General features: G+C 67.0%; 12 protein-coding genes and 1 pseudogene. 10 read left to right on the top strand and 3 right to left on the bottom strand.

Translation table 11 applies throughout. The annotated features are described in order from the left end of the window. Positions 1 to 22 precede the first annotated feature (22 nt). From C7C56_RS14725 to C7C56_RS28905, 8 genes are read left to right on the top strand one after another with little or no spacing between them, the layout of a single operon-like run. Positions 23 to 1,660, top strand: a complete 1,638-nt coding sequence (locus C7C56_RS14725; RefSeq protein ID WP_106758129.1) for a TldD/PmbA family protein — start codon at positions 23 to 25, stop codon at positions 1,658 to 1,660. Between the two features lie 14 nt (positions 1,661 to 1,674). Beyond that, positions 1,675 to 3,006, top strand: coding sequence for a TldD/PmbA family protein (locus C7C56_RS14720; RefSeq protein ID WP_106758128.1), 1,332 nt, complete (start codon positions 1,675 to 1,677; stop codon positions 3,004 to 3,006). Continuing rightward, positions 3,007 to 3,627, top strand: a complete 621-nt coding sequence (locus tag C7C56_RS14715) for a DUF4159 domain-containing protein (RefSeq protein WP_106758127.1) — start codon at positions 3,007 to 3,009, stop codon at positions 3,625 to 3,627. 2 nt (positions 3,628 to 3,629) lie between these two features. Then, positions 3,630 to 4,676, top strand: coding sequence for an AAA family ATPase (locus C7C56_RS14710; RefSeq protein WP_229458787.1), 1,047 nt, complete (start codon positions 3,630 to 3,632; stop codon positions 4,674 to 4,676). A gap of 15 nt (positions 4,677 to 4,691) precedes the next feature. Next, complete coding sequence (locus C7C56_RS14705) at positions 4,692 to 5,576, top strand: DUF58 domain-containing protein (protein WP_106758126.1); 885 nt, start codon at positions 4,692 to 4,694, stop codon at positions 5,574 to 5,576. Then, positions 5,573 to 6,550, top strand: coding sequence for a BatA domain-containing protein (locus C7C56_RS14700; protein WP_106758125.1), 978 nt, complete (start codon positions 5,573 to 5,575; stop codon positions 6,548 to 6,550). The genes C7C56_RS14705 and C7C56_RS14700 overlap by 4 nt, the downstream gene beginning before the upstream one ends. Next, on the top strand, positions 6,534 to 8,513 hold the full coding sequence (locus C7C56_RS14695) for a hypothetical protein (RefSeq protein ID WP_106758124.1): 1,980 nt from the start codon (positions 6,534 to 6,536) through the stop codon (positions 8,511 to 8,513). The genes C7C56_RS14700 and C7C56_RS14695 overlap by 17 nt, the downstream gene beginning before the upstream one ends. Then, complete coding sequence (locus tag C7C56_RS28905) at positions 8,510 to 10,003, top strand: hypothetical protein (protein ID WP_181373186.1); 1,494 nt, start codon at positions 8,510 to 8,512, stop codon at positions 10,001 to 10,003. The genes C7C56_RS14695 and C7C56_RS28905 overlap by 4 nt, the downstream gene beginning before the upstream one ends. A gap of 4 nt (positions 10,004 to 10,007) precedes the next feature. On the opposite strand, the gene C7C56_RS14685 is transcribed toward C7C56_RS28905, so the two are convergent. Next, on the bottom strand, positions 10,008 to 10,658 hold the full coding sequence (locus C7C56_RS14685) for a pyridoxamine 5'-phosphate oxidase family protein (RefSeq protein ID WP_106758123.1): 651 nt from the start codon (positions 10,656 to 10,658) through the stop codon (positions 10,008 to 10,010). 94 nt (positions 10,659 to 10,752) lie between these two features. Here C7C56_RS14685 and pdxR point away from each other — a divergent pair, with 94 nt between their 5' ends. Next, a complete protein-coding gene (gene pdxR, locus C7C56_RS14680; protein ID WP_106758122.1) occupies positions 10,753 to 12,204 on the top strand; it encodes a MocR-like pyridoxine biosynthesis transcription factor PdxR in 1,452 nt (483 codons plus the stop codon). Between the two features lie 143 nt (positions 12,205 to 12,347). On the opposite strand, the gene C7C56_RS29940 is transcribed toward pdxR, so the two are convergent. Together C7C56_RS29940 and C7C56_RS29935 are read right to left on the bottom strand one after the other, a co-directional pair. Beyond that, positions 12,348 to 12,683 carry a PDZ domain-containing protein gene (locus tag C7C56_RS29940; RefSeq protein WP_229458789.1) on the bottom strand — a complete coding sequence of 112 codons (336 nt, stop codon included), beginning with the start codon at positions 12,681 to 12,683 and terminating at the stop codon, positions 12,348 to 12,350. Between the two features lie 309 nt (positions 12,684 to 12,992). Beyond that, positions 12,993 to 14,137, bottom strand: a pseudogene (locus C7C56_RS29935) (M61 family metallopeptidase); the annotation flags it as partial. Positions 14,138 to 14,271: 134 nt separating this feature from the next. Between C7C56_RS29935 and C7C56_RS14670 the strand changes: the two are divergent. Beyond that, positions 14,272 to 14,451: a hypothetical protein gene (locus C7C56_RS14670; protein ID WP_146204490.1), complete on the top strand. Its 180-nt coding sequence runs from the start codon at positions 14,272 to 14,274 to the stop codon at positions 14,449 to 14,451. Positions 14,452 to 14,535 lie beyond the last annotated feature (84 nt).

Raw genomic sequence — 14,535 nt, 5'->3', positions numbered from 1 at the left:
GCCGCGGCCCCTTGGAGCTAGTATGGAACGACGTACATTCTTAAAAATCGGCAGCGGCGCCGCCGGCGCCATTCTGGTGCCGGTGTTCGGCAACGCCATCGCCGCCGAAGAACTCATGCGCCCGCTCGCGACGGCGTTCAAAAAGACGCTGGCCGATGTCGCGCTTAACGCCGCCACCGGGGCCGGCGCCTCGTATTGCGACGTGCGGATCGGGCGCTACCTGTCCCAGTACCTAACCACCCGCAACGTCAACATCGAGAGCATCGCCAACACCGAGTCGACCGGCGTCGGCGTGCGCGTGATCGCCGGCGGCGCCTACGGTTTCGCCTCGACCAACGACATGTCGCCCGATTCGGTGGCCGAGGCCGCGCGCCAGGCGGTGGCGATCGCCAAGGCCAACGCCCGGCTGCAGGCCGAGCCGCTGCGCATGGCGCCGCTCAAGGGCGTCGGCGAGGTAAGCTGGTCGACCCCGTTCACCAAAGACTGGCGCACCGTGCCGATCAAGGAAAAGGCCGACATGCTGATCGCGGCCAACAGGGCGGGCCTGGACGCGGGCGCGAGCTTCATGGAGAGCCAGCTGTTCCAGATCAACCAGCAAAAATACTTCGCCTCGACCGACGGCTCCTACATCGACCAGGACATCCACCGCCTCTGGTCGCCGTTCACCGCGACCGCCGTCGACAAGGCCACCAACAAGTTCCGCACGCGCGACGGGCTGTCCTCGCCGATGGGCATGGGCTACGAGTTCTTCGACGCCAAACCGGAACACAAGGTCAGGGCCGCCGGCGGCGTCGCGCCGCTCTACACGCGCTCCTACGACATCGTCGAGGACGCGCGCGCGGCCGGGCGCCAGGCGCGCGAAAAACTGACCGCGAAATCGGTCGAGCCGGGCAAGTACGACCTGGTGCTCAGTCCCGAGCACCTGTTCTTGACGATCCACGAATCGGTCGGCCACCCGACCGAACTCGATCGGGTGCTCGGCTACGAGGCCAACTACGCCGGCACCAGTTTCGCCACGCTCGACAAATGGCGCAGCAAGAGCTTCAAGTTCGGCTCCGAGCGCGTCAACTTCACGGGCGACAAAAACGCGCCGGCCTCGCTCGCGGCGGTCGGCTACGACGACGAGGGCGTGCCGGCCAAGAGCTGGGACATCATCAAGGACGGCATCCTGGTCAGCTACCAGGCCACGCGCGACCAGGCCCACATCATCGACGAGAAGGCCTCGCACGGCTGCTCCTTCGCCGACAGCTGGGACAGCGTGCAGTTCCAGCGCATGCCCAACGTCTCGCTCAAACCGGGCACCCAGCGCCTCACGCCCGACGAGATGGTCAAGGACGTCAAGAAGGGCATCTACATCCTCGGGCGCGGTTCGTACTCGATCGACCAGCAGCGCTACAACTTCCAGTTCGGCGGCCAGCTTTACTTCGAGATCAAGGACGGCAAGATCGGCCAGCAGCTCGAGGACGTGGCCTACCAGTCGAACACCCAGGAGTTCTGGAACGCCTGCAGCGGCATCTGCGATGAGCGCGACTACCGCCTCGGCGGCTCGTTCTTCGACGGCAAAGGACAGCCGTCGCAGGTGAGCGCGGTCTCGCACGGCTCGAGCACCACCCGTTTCAACGGCGTCAATGTGATCAACACCGCTCGCAAGATCGGCTAAGGGGAATTCGTAAAATGAAGCAGCTGAACCAGGAAGAAGCGCAGCGCATCTGCGAGCGCGTGATGGGGTTTTCCAAGGCCGACGAGTGCCGCGTGTCGATCAACGGCAGCCGCACCGGCAACATCCGCTACGCGCAAAACAGCGTCACCACGGCCGGCCTGAACCAGGACCGGCAACTGGCCGTCAGCGTCGCCTTCGGCAAGCGCCAGGGCACCGCCACGATCAACGAGTTCGACGACAAGTCGCTCGAAAAAGTGGTGCGCCGCGCCGAGGACGTGGCCCGGCTGGCGCCCGAGAATCCCGAATTTTTGCCCGCCATCGGCAAGCAGGCGTTCAAGCCCTCCAACGCGTATTTCGCCCCGACGGCCGCGATCGACCCCGAGTTCCGGGCCGAGGTGGCCTCGCACAGCATCCTCGCCGGACGCAAAAACAAGCTGCTGACGGCCGGGTTCTTCACCGATAGCACCGGCTTTTCGGCGATCGCCAACTCCAACGGCCTGTTCGGATTCGAGCAGTCGACCGACTGCAGTTTCACCTGCACCGCGCGCACCGAGGATGGCCGCGGTTCGGGCTGGGTGACGCGCTACGCCGGCGACGTGCGCCGCTTCGACGCGCGCGAGGCCTCCAACGTGGCGATCGAAAAAGCGCTGCGCTCGGTCGACGCGAAGGCGCTCGAGCCGGGCCGCTACACCGTCATCCTCGAGCCGGCCGCCGCCTCCGAGCTGCTGGGCCGCCTGTTCAACGCCTTCGACGCGCGCCGCGCCGACGAGGGGCGCAGCTTTTTGTCCAAAAAGGGCGGCGGCAACCGCCTCGGCGAGAAGCTGTTCGACGATCAGGTCAACGTCTGGTCCGACCCGTGGGACAAGGAGCTGCCGGTGAGCCCCTGGGGCAACGACATGATGGCGCGCGAACGCGCCGATCTGATCAAAGGCGGCAAGGTCGCCTCGCTCAACTACTCGCGCTTCTGGGCTGCCAAGCAGGGCGCGCGCGCGGTCGCCCGGCCCGGCAACATGATCATGGCGGGCGGCACCAAGTCGCTCGAGCAGCTGATCGCCTCGACCAAAAAGGGCGTGCTCGTCACGCGCGCTTGGTACATCCGCAGCGTCGACCCGCAGTCGCTGCTGCTGACCGGGCTCACGCGCGATGGCACCTTCTACATCGAGAACGGCAAGATCAAGCATCCGATCAAAAACTTCCGCTTCAACGAAAGCCCGGTCACGATGCTCAACAACCTCGAGGAGATGGGCAAGTCGGTGCTCGTCGGCGGCGACGAGACCATGACGACCATGGTGCCATCGCTCAAGATCCGCGACTTCAATTTCACGTCGCTGTCCGACGCGGTCTAGATGGCCGGTTTCGATTTCTACTTCACGCGCCTGATGTACGAATCGGGCGACTGGGATGTGGATATCCGCATGCCCGCCAACGTGCTCAACTCGCTCGTCGAGTACACCACGTTGCGGGTCGACCCGGTCGAACGCGTGGTCGCGCTGTCGGACCCGAAGATGCTCGAGGCGCCGTTCTGCTACCTGGCCGGACACAAGCTGGTGCAGTTCACGCCGGCCGAGCGCAAAAACCTCGAGCGCTACGTGCGCGGCGGCGGCTTTTTGTTCGCCGACGACTGCAACCACGACATCGACGGCCTGTTCGCCAAGTCGTTCGAGGCCGAACTGGCGCGCATCTTCGGACCGCGCGCGCTGAAGAAAATCCCGAACACGCATCCTATCTACTCGAGCTTTTTCAAGTTCGACGGCCCGCCCAACACCGGCGCCGAGCTCAATGGCTGGGGCGACGACCTGGTGCACGACTACCTCAAGGCCATCGAAATCAACGGCCGCGTGCGGGTGCTGTACTCGAACAAGGACTACGGCTGCGAGTGGGACTACGACGTGCGCAACAAGCGCTGGCTGGTGGTCGACAACACCCGCTTCGCGGTCAACATCATTCAATATGCGTTGGGAGCCTGATAGTGCAGCAAGCTGAAATCCGTACCACCGAGGCCACCAAAGCCACCAACGCCACCGAAGCGGTCGACTGGAACGAGAACGAGATCGCCGACCTGTCGGCCAAGGTGGCCGCGCTCAAGGCCAGCATGTCGAAGGTGATCATCGGGCAGAGCGAGGTGATCGAGTCGCTCATCATCTGCCTGCTCGGCGGCGGCCACGCGCTGGTCGAGGGCGTGCCGGGGCTGGGCAAGACGCTGCTGGTCAAGTCGCTGGCGCAGGCCACCGACATGCAGTTCCGGCGCGTGCAGTTCACGCCCGACCTGATGCCGTCCGATATCGTCGGCACCGAGATACTCGAGGAGGACGCAGCCACCGGCAAACGCCTGTTCCGCTTCCAGCCCGGCCCCGTGTTCACCCAGGTGCTGCTGGCCGACGAGATCAACCGCGCCCCGCCAAAGACGCAGTCGGCGCTGCTCGAGGCGATGCAGGAGCGCTCGGTGACCTTCGCCGGCCAGACCCACATGTTGCCACGCCCGTTCTTCGTGCTGGCGACCCAAAACCCGATCGAGCAGGCCGGCACCTACCCGCTGCCCGAGGCGCAGCTCGACCGGTTTTTGTTGCGCATCGACGTCGGCTACCCGTCCGAGGACGAGGAGATGGCGATGGTCTCGCGCACCACCCACGCCGGCCTGGCCGACGCCACGCCGGCGATGGACGTGGCCAGCCTGCTGCGCCTGCAACTGCTGGTGCGCGACATCGAGATCGGCGAACACCTGCTGCGCCACGCCACGCGCCTGGTGCGCGCCACCCGGCCGCAGGAATCCAAAGTTGCCAGCGTGGTCAAGCACGTGGGCTGGGGCGCCGGACCGCGCGCCGGCCAGGCGCTGGTGCTGGCGGCCAAGGCGCGCGCGCTGATGCACGGGCGGCTCGCCGTCACGCGTGACGACATCGACGCCATGCTGCTGCCGGTGCTCGCGCACCGGGTGCTACGCAACTTCGAGGCCGAGGCCGACGGCGTCGCCATCGCCGACATCTTGCTGGCGCTGCGCAGCGACATCAGACTCGACTGAGGCGGCGTACTGAAGATGCTCGCTTCATCCGCGCTGCTCGCGCACACCACCGATCTGAACCTCGTCATCCGCCATGTGCTCGCCGGCCTCGGGCACGGCATCCACGCCGGGCGCGAACGCGGCGCCGGGGTCGAGTTTTCGGAATACCGGGCCTACGCGCCCGGGGACGAGTGGCGCCGGGTCGACTGGAAGCTGGCCGCGCGCGCCGACCGCTATTACGTGCGCGAGGCCGAACGCGACAGCCACGTCGCGGTCTGGCTCTGGCTCGACGCCAGCGCCTCGATGGCCGAGCCCAGTCGCAGCACGCCGGGCCTCGACAAGCTCTGGTACGCCCGCACCATCCTCGCCTGCATCGCCGCGATCGCCCAGCGCCAGGGCGACGCCTTTGGCCTGATCGTGTGCGGCGGCGGGCGCGTGCAGTTCACCCCGGCCGCGCGCGGGCCGCGCCAGATGCAGCGCGTGCTGGCGCAACTGGCGCGCGCGCAGGCGGACGGCGGCCTGCCGGGCGCCGAGGCGCTCAAGGCGAGCCTGCATTTCGCGCGCGCGCCTAGCCTGGTGTTCGCCGCCAGCGATTTTCTCGAATGGCCGTCGGCGCTGTCGGAGGCGCTGCTGCGCCTGCGCCACATGCGCCACGACGTGCGCGCGCTGTGCCTGCAGACGCAAGCCGAGTGCGACGCCAACTTCCCCGCCGCCAAGGCCTACCGCGACCCGGAACAGGACGACGGCCTGTTCCGATTCGGGCCCGACGCGCAGGCCGATTACCGGCGCGCGCGCGAGGCGCATTTTGAAGAGATGCGCAAGCAGTGCCGCGGCAACGACATCCCCACGCTGGCCGCATGCATCGAACAGCCGCTCGGCGCCGTGCTGCGCGCATGGCTGCAAAAGGCGGGCCGCGTATGAGCAGTTTGTGGTGGTGGGCGCTGGCCCTGCTGACTCTGCCGATCTGGTGGCACCGGCAAAAACGCGAACGCCTCAAGGCCGAGCCGCTCGCGACGGCGCGCTTCCTGCCGCGCGCCAATCCGCAGCAGCAGCGCGTGTGGGCCTGGGTCGACCGCGCGCTGTTGCTGGCGCGCTGCCTGCTGCTGGCGTGCGCGATCGCCTGGCTGGCCGACCTGGTGCTGCCGTGGCGCGGCGACACCGTGCTCGTTGGCGCCGGCGTCGACCCGGCATGGGCCGAGCGCCAGATCGCCGACGCGGGATTCAAAAAGGCGGCCCGGATCGACTTGCCGGCCGGCGACGCGCTGGCCTGGCTCCGCGTGCACGAGCGCGAATGGCACGACGACGCGCGCTTGCTGGTCGTCGCCAGCCAACCGATGCAGGCTGTGGTGCCGCGTTTTCGGCACCGGGTCGAGTTGCGTTCGATGGCGCTGCCGCCTGCGCGCAGCGAGCATAGGGTGGCTATCGTCAGCGAGCGCGCCGAGCAATGGCGCGCCATGTTTGCCGCGCTCGACGGGCCGCGCCGCTACCTGATCGAGACGACACCGTCGCCAAAAACCGAATTGGTGATCTGGGACGTGGCGCAAGCGCCTCCGGTCGACCTGCGCGCGCCGCTGTGGTGGGTTGGCGATACGGCGGCCTTTCCGGAGTTGGGCAAGGCGGCGTCCGTCGATGGCCTGCGTTACGCCGACAGCGCGCGCGGCCGCTTGTGGAGCGCGGCGCCGCCGATGGACGCCGGCGCCGCGCGCTCGCAGTTCGAGACCTGGCAGCGCTTGCATTACCCGCCGGTACCATTCACGGCGCCGTCGCAGGTGTTCGCGGCCGATCCATCCTCGCCAATCACCTCGGGCAGCGGGGCGTTGCGCCACTTTTTGGGCCTCGCCCTGCTGGCACTGTTTGCGCTCGAAAGGACGCTCACGCATGCGCGCCGCAACTGACGACGCGCTGCACCGCCTGCGCAAGGCCGCCTTGGCCCGCCGCGGGCCGCTATGGGTCGGCGTGGTGCTGCTGTGGTCCCTGCTGGCGACATATACCGGCGTCGCCATCTGCATGGTTTGGGTGTTGTGGGACGCCTGGCGGCTCGACGCGCGCGTGCGGCGCGAATGGACACGCTGGCTCGACGGCGCGCTGCCCGAACTCGAAGACAGCAGCGCCTTGCTCGAGCATGCGTCCTCGCCGGTCGCGCGACTGCAGCGGCAACGCCTGCTGCAACGGGTCGCCGGGGCGGTGACCGACCAACAGGCGCGGCGCATCGTGCGCGAGCGCGTGCGCCTTCCGTTTTTCGCGCTGGTACTGAGCCTGATTTGCGCGCTCGGTTTCTATGGCTGGCAGCAGCGCGCGCCGGTGGTGGCCGCGAACGCGCCCGCCGCCAAGGCGGCACCCGCCCCCGCAGCGAAAGCGAGCGAGGTCGTGTTGCGCGTCGCGCCCCCGAAATACACCGGCGTCGCCGCGTTCGAATCGGCGCCGCGCGACTTGCAGGTGCCAGTGCAAAGCGTGCTGGAATGGTGCCTTAAGCAGCCGCGGGCGGCCGCCGTGGACATTGAACTGAGCGATGGCAAGAGCCTCAAGGTTGGCAGCGCCTGCGCGCGCTGGAGCGCGATGGAGTCGGTGTTCTGGCGCTTGCGCGGTGAACGCCTCAAGGTGATCGTCACGCCCGACCACGCGCCCGTGATTTCAGTATCGGCCCCGCGCGACATGGTCCAGGTGCTGGCCGCCGACGCCAAGGGCGCCAACATCGCGCTCGAGGTGCGCGACGATTATCGGGTCAGCAAAGCCACGATGCACCTGACGCTGGCGCGCGGCAGCGGCGAGAACATCCGCTTCAGCGACCGCGAAATGCCGCTGCCCGCGGCCACCGACGCGCGCCTGCGCCGCTTCGCGAAACAATGGACGCTGGCCGAGTTGGGAATGGAGCCCGGCGACGAGCTGTATTTTTTCGTGCGCGCCAGCGACAACGCGACCCCGCCCCATCTGGCGCAGTCGCCAACCTACACCTTGCGCCTGCCCGGACCGGTGGAGGTCGAGACCGAAACCTCGGCCATGCCGATGCTGGTCAAGCCGGAGAACCTGCGCAGCCAGCGCCAGATCATCATCGACACCGAACAGCTGCTGGCCGATATCAATGCCAAGCGCGGCATCAGCGCGGCGACTGTGCGCGCGCGCAGCGAATCGATCGCCAGCGACCAGGGCCAGTTGCGGCGCCGCTACGGCCAGTTCCTCGGCGAGGAGTCGAACCTGTTCGGCGGCGACGACCATGACCACGATCACGAAGAGGACAAAAAACCGATGGACGTGGTGGCCGAGTACGGCCATGCACACGACCAGGCCGACAGCGCGACCATGTTCGACGAGGCGACAAAAAAAGTGCTGCGGCGCGCGCTCAGCGCCATGTGGGACGCCGAAAAGGCGCTGCGCGCGATCACGCCCCGGCCCGCGCTGGGGCCCGAATACAAGGCGCTCGCCGCGATCAAGGAGCTGCAGCAGGCCGACCGCATCTATCTGCACAAGACCGCCTTCACGCCGCCCGCCATCAAGGAGGAGATCCGCATGACCGGCGACGTGGTGGGCGCAAAGAGCTACCGCAGGGAGCAGGGCGGCGCCGACGAGGTGGTCGCGGCCGAGGTGCGCACCCTGATGGCTGCGCTGGCCACCGAGGCCGCGCTGCCGGCGCTGTGGAACCGCACCGCGCAGGACTTGATCCGCGCGCGCATCGGCGACGACGCCCGGCGACTCGACGCGCAACGCGCGGTGCAGGATGTCGCCGATGGCTGCATCGACTGCCGCCAGGTGCTGCGCGCATGGCTGCGCGGCGCGCTGGCCGATGCGCCGGTGCTGCTGCAGGCGACCCCGGTGACCGAAACATCATTCACGCAAGCCTGGCGCAAGGGGAGTAAACCATGATCGCGCCCGCACTCACAGTCTGGCTGGTGCTCGCCGTTGGCGTGGCCAGCGCGCTCGCCTATTGCTGGAAGCGCCAATGGGGTGACGCCGCTCTGGTCGTGCTCGCGGGCGCCGCCCTGGCCGGCATGCTGCACGGCTTCACCTTCGGCCAGAGCGATGCACCCGCAACCAAGATCGAGGGCGACGGCCTGTGGGCCGCGCAATGGCACGATGCGCCGGCCCGGCCGATAACATGGAGCGCCCCGGCCACACCCGTGCTGCGGCTTGATTTTCCGCGCCAGATCACGCTTGGCCGCATGTTCACGCTGACGCTGCGGCGCAGCGCGGCCGCGCCGGGCCGTTTGCAACTGCTGGCAGAGAACAAGCAGGTGATCGCCGAGGCCAGCGGCGGCGCGGCTGACATCAGTGTGCAGTGGCTGCCGCCGGTGGCCGAATCGCTGCTGCTGCGCGCGCGCCTGCTCGACGCGGCCGGCATGGTCGTCGCCGAAGGGCCGGTGCCGCTGATCGTGCGCGCGGCCGCGCCCTTGCAGGTGCAGGGGCGGCTGGCGGCGCCATCGTTCGACGCCCGCGTTCTCAATGAACTGCTGGCAGGCAGCAATGCGCTGATCGACTGGCAAGTCACGCTTGGCAAGACCGTCACGCGCAGCGAGACCGCGCGCGAGGCGATGCCGGAGCCGCAGTTGCGGGTGATCGACGCGGCCTGGTTTGAGCAACTGAATCCGTCGGCGCGCGGCGCTCTGCTGACCGAGGTGGCGCAGGGCGCGCCGCTGATCATTCTGGCGGCCAATGCGCGCAACACGGGGCTATGGTCGAAGAGCGTCGGCCTCGCACTCAAATCCGAAGCGCAAAACAGCAAGACCGGCGCGCCGCTGGCGATGACGGCCGCGCCGTTCAACCCGGGTTCGAAGGTGGCCGGCGCGTGGTCGGGATCGGGCGCAAAAATCTGGCGCCGCAACTGGGAAAAGGGCAGCATCGTCTGGGTCGGGGTGAGCGACTGGCACCGCTACGCGATCAGCGAGCCGCGCGCATTGGCCATGTGGTGGCAGGGCGTGATCGACCAGGCCGGCGTGCGCAAGCTTGAAGACGTGCAGTGGCTGGCGCCAGCCGAAATGCCCCTGCCCGGCCAGCGGCTCGAGGTGTGCGCATTGGGCGTGCGCGGCGAGGTGTCGATCCCCGCGCTCGGGCAAAAGCTCGCATGGCAGCGCCGTCCCGACAAGGCCGACGCCGCGTGCGTGGCGGTGTGGCCGCAAGCGCCGGGCTGGCTCAAGCTGCAGACCCAGCGTGCCAAACTGGAGGTCGGCGAAGTGTATGTGTTCGCGCATGGCGACTGGCCCCTGTGGCAGCGCGCCCAGCGGCGCGACGCGACCGCGCGCCACATGGCGCGCACGCCGCAGCCGGCCGTCAAGCCGACACTGCCGCTGAAGGTGTGGCCGTTCGCGCTGTTGGCCGCGCTGGCGCTGCTGGCGCTGTGGTGGCGCGAGCGGCGCTGACCTCTCAGCTCGCGTCCCACGCGGTGACGTAGGCGGGCGCCGCGATCTCGCAGCGCTCGTGCCGCACCGGCGCCAGGCGCTGCACCGCGAACGGCAGCACGCCCGCCCAGGCTTCAACGGCCATGTCCTCCTCGTCGTCATTGGGGCCGCCGGTGCGGATCTTGCAGGCCGCCTCGGCCAGCGAGATGCGCAGGATCGTGGTCGCGTCGAATTCCTTGTCGTTACCGGGGCGCACATCGGCTTGCCGTCCGACCGCGATCTTGTCCATGAAGACCTCCATCGTGGCGCGCTTTTCGGCCTCGTCGTCGACCTTTTCAAACGACCCGTAGATCATCGCCGAGCGGTAGTTCATTGAGTGGCTGAACGCCGAGCGCGCCAGCACCAGGCCATCGAGATGGGTGATCGTGACGCAGGCCTGGGTGCCGCCGGCGAGCAGTTTGACCAGCCGGCTGCCGTTCGAGCCATGGATGTACAGGTGCTCGTGTTCGCGCCAGCACACCATCGGGATGCAGTGGGTGCCTTTGTCATCGGCGAAGGCTACGTGGCACAGGTAGGCGGCGTCGACGATCGCGTGCACGGTGGCCTTCTCGTAGTCGGCGTTGTGGGCGACGCGGCGCACGCGGGTGCGGTCGCTCGGGGGCAGTGCTGCGGTCATGGCATTTCCAGAAAAGATCAGTGAAGCCGTAATATAATCGCCCGCATGGCTCCTTGAAAAGATCCAGAACTATACTAATTTTTAGGGCCACAAAATGGACTACGCCTTGTTGATCGACAGTTTCTCGCAAGAGCACGGTGTGGCCGGCTGGCCGCGCCAGCGCGTGCTGCACGAGTGTTTGCGCGCCGCCATCCGCAGCGGCAAGCTGGGCACAGGCACGCGCCTGCTCGCCAGCCGCGCTCTGGCGGCCGAACTCGGCGTGGCGCGCAACATGGTGTTGTACGCGTATGACCAGTTGGCGACCGAAGGCTATATCCGACCCGACCGCCGCGGCACGGTCGTGATGCCGGTGCGCGCCGGGGGCAGGGCGGCGGCCGCCGCGCTGGTGCCGCAGGCGAGCCTGTCGCGGCGGGTGCAGAACCTGCGCTCGCTCAACACGCCTGCCGGGCCGACGCTCGGCTTCGCGCCGGGCGTGCCGGCGCTGGACGAATTTCCCGTGCTGGTATGGCGCCGGATGCTCGAGCGCGCATGGCGCGGCGCCACCGTGAGCGACCTCAATTACTGCGATCCGGCGGGCGAACCGGGTTTGCGCGCGACGGTGGCCGACCATCTGCGCGCCGCGCGCGGGGCCGACTGCGATGCGGGCCAGGTGTTCATCACGGGTGGCACCCAGGCCGGCCTCGATCTGTGCGCGCGCGCATTCGCCGACGTTGGCGACAAGGTTTGGATAGAGGACCCGGGCTACGCCGGCGCGCTGGCCGCGTTTCGCGGCGCCCAGCTCAAGGTGGTCGGCATTGCGACCGACGAACAGGGCATCAACCCGGGCGCGGCCGACTGGCGCCGGCATCGGCCCAAACTGATCTACACGACGCCCTCGCACCAGTACCCGACGGGCAGTGTGCTTAGCCTGGCACGGCGCCTGTCCCTGATCGCGCATGCGCGCGCGGCCGGCGCGCTGATCGTCGAGGACGATTACGACAGCGAATTCCGGCACGACGGCCCTCCGCTGCCGGCCATGCAAGGGCTGGCGCCCGATGCGCCGGTGGTCTACCTTGGCACCTTCAGCAAGACCATGTTCCCCTCACTGCGGATCGGTTTCATGGTGGTGCCGCGCGCGCTGTGCGGTCCGGTGGCCGATTTGCTGGCTCGTTCGGTCCCGTGCGGTCGGACCGCCGAACAAATCGCGCTGGCGCAGTTTCTGCGCGACGGGCAGTTTGCGCTGCACCTGCGCCGGATGCGGCGTTTGTACCGGCAGCGGCGCGACGCGCTGGTGGGCGCGCTCGAACTGCACCTTGGCGATGTCGGCACCGTGCATGGCGGATCGGCCGGCATGCACCTCGCGTTTCAACTGAACGATGCCGCGCTTGACGACGTGGCGATCGCGGCGCGCGTGCTCGAAATGGGTGTGGTCGCCCATGCGCTGAGCACGCACGCGGTTGGCGCGCGGGCCACGGTGTGGAAAGGCCTGGTGCTGGGTTACGCGCAGGTGCCGGCCGAGAAAATTGATGGGCTGGTACGCAAACTGGCCATCGCGATCGCCGCGTGAACCAGGTAGTGGTGCCCCGCGCCGGTGGCGCCGCCCAGGCAGCCCTGCCGCGCGACGTCAAGCCGCGCAGCTGCGAGCAGTAGCGACAGAAGGCATTGATCCTGGCATAGCAGCGTTGAGGAACCAAAGTCGGTTCAGCCGGTTTATTGTGCGGACTCTTCCTTTGGCCAGGCAACACCAAGCCATGCCGCATTGAGCGCCTTCTGGAGCGCGTTTGGCTTGGCAACGGGTTTCACCTTGGCCTTGCCGTTAGGCTGCAAAACCGGGGTCAGCTGCATCTGGCGCAGCTCGTCGCGGCGGAACATGTGCAGCGTGAACGGCGGCTGACTTGACAGGCTCAGCTTCTCCGACACATCCTTGGCCGACACCTTGATGCCATTGACTGCCAGCAGCACGTCGCCCGACACGACACCGGCTTGCCAAGCCGGGCTATCGCGCTCGACCTGCAGCACCAGGGCCGGATCGCTGCCTTCTTTCATGCGCCAGCCGGCCCACCAATGTTCCTTGCGTTCTTCTTCTTTCGGCACGTCGATCATGACATGCAGTCCAACGGTGTCGAGCAAGGCGTCGATCGGCACTTCCGCGGTGCCATCCACATACCTGGACCACCAATCGCTCCAGTCCTGGCCGCTGACCTGGTGCAGCGCAGCGCGCACCGCTTTGGGGTCGTACCCGCCCATGGCGACGGAGTGCTGCTGGTACAGAACACGGTGCATGTCTTCCAGACCCTTGCCGCCCTTGGTCTGGCGGCGCAGTTCGATGTCCATCATCAGGCCCAGAATCTGGCCTTTGGTGTAAATATTGACCGAGGCATTGCGCGCTCGCTCGCCGCCGACCGAAATCCATTCATCGAAACTCGATTCACTGGCGCTTTGTTGGAAGCGGCCCGGCTGGTGGCGGTAGTCGTCGATCAGCTTCGCATACTCGGCCATGAATTCTTCGCGCTTTTGCAGTCCGGCGCGCAGCACGATCAGCTCATCGAAATACGAGGTATGGCCCTCGGCAATCCACAGCAGCGGGTTGTAGTTCTCATTTTGGTAATTGTAGGGCACCATTTCCTTGGGGCGGTAGGCCTTCACGTTCCAGGTATGGTAGAACTCATGCGCCGCTGTACGCAGGAAACCGAGGTAGTCCTTGCGCGTGGCAAAGCTCCAGCGTGGCCTCTGGATCACGGTGGAATTAATGTGTTCGGTTGCGCCGCCAACCCCGTCGGTCGCATGCACGATGAACAGATAGCGCTTGAACGGCCACTGGTTGTTATACAGTTTGCCGGTTTCAACGACGATCTTCTTCAGGTCCTCGGTCATCTTCTTGGCGTCGTAATCGCCGCGGCCCCAGATCGCCACTTCAATCTCGCGCCCGTCAACCGTGGTGCTGTGGAACTCGTGGATGCCCGATTCGATCGGCGAGTCGATCAGGATATCGTAGTTCGGCGCGACGAAGCAGTGGCCGCAGTCGCCCGGCTCCATGCCGGAGCGGGACTTCCAGCCGGCTGGCACATCGAGTTTGACCTTGACAGGTTCGGCACGGAACGGGGCGGCATACACGAACACGCCGCTGGCATCGAGATACGCATGGGTGTCGTCAATATGGCGGGTGCGTTCGCCCAAGGCATTGGCATACACCTCGTAGCTGACGGTGACGGCGTCGCCAGGGCGTGTGGCCACTTGCCAGGTTCCCTTGTCGGTCTTGCTGACGGCGAGCGCTTGGCCCTTGGCGTTGACCGCCTTGAACTGGCGACGCCGTTGGCGGAGTTGACGATCTGGTAGCGGCCAGTGCGCCAGTTTGGCATCTGCACATCGAGCGTATTGCCGGCAACTGCGGGTAAGGTGGCGCGCACTTCGGCCAGATGCTGGGCGGCGTCGGAAACGCGCAGCTGATAGTCGACGTCGGCATGGGCAGCAGGTGCTGCGCCAAGCAGGAACAAGGGCATTACGCAGGCAAGAAAATTTGGTTTCATCGATGGCCGTATTGACGTGTGATTGGCGTCGATATGACGCAGCAACCCTCGAGTGTATCGCATCGATGTCGATCATTGCGACAACTAGATTGACACAGGGGAGGGCCGTGCCCGCCCAAATCAAGACGCTATCTGACCCCGAAAGGCCATATTTCCACGAAACAGGGGTCTGTCCCCAGTTTTGCACGGCGGAGCTGGTGGCCGCGATGCGCAGTCAGTATCCGGATGCGGCCTTCGTGAAGGGGCTTGAGACCAGTGCCAAGGTGATGGAGGGGGAGATCAAGTGATAGGTTCTGAATGGCTGTGATGCCGCTGGCCTGAAGGGGGCGGCTTCGCGTAGGGGCATGCTGTGTATGGGGCCCCGCCTTCGC

Source organism: Massilia glaciei (assembly GCF_003011895.2).
In the GTDB taxonomy this organism is placed as follows: Bacteria; Pseudomonadota; Gammaproteobacteria; order Burkholderiales; family Burkholderiaceae_D; genus Telluria_A; species Telluria_A glaciei.
This window is presented reverse-complemented; position numbering and strand designations above follow the sequence as displayed.